Consider the following 251-nt stretch of genomic DNA (forward strand, 5'->3'; position numbering starts at 1 on the left):
TCTACCCGTCCGGTTGCTACCGTCCCCCGTCCGGTAATGGTAAATACGTCCTCTACCGGCATTAAGAACGGCTTATCTACATCCCGCTGCGGTGTCGGAATGTATTCGTCTACCTTGTTCATTAACTCTAAGATCTTGCCGCACCACTGACAATCTTCTTTGCCACAGCCACACTCTAATGCCTTTAACGCCGATCCTGCTACCACCGGTACTTCGTCCCCGGGAAACTCATACGTGCTTAAAAGATCCCG

Annotated in this window: 1 pseudogene; it reads right to left on the bottom strand. The window is 51.4% G+C overall.

Annotated elements, in window-relative coordinates:
* Positions 1 to 251: pseudogene (tuf, locus tag ciss_RS04720) on the bottom strand (elongation factor Tu); the annotation flags it as partial.

This window comes from Carboxydothermus islandicus, assembly GCF_001950325.1.
In the GTDB taxonomy this organism is placed as follows: Bacteria; Bacillota; Z-2901; order Carboxydothermales; family Carboxydothermaceae; genus Carboxydothermus; species Carboxydothermus islandicus.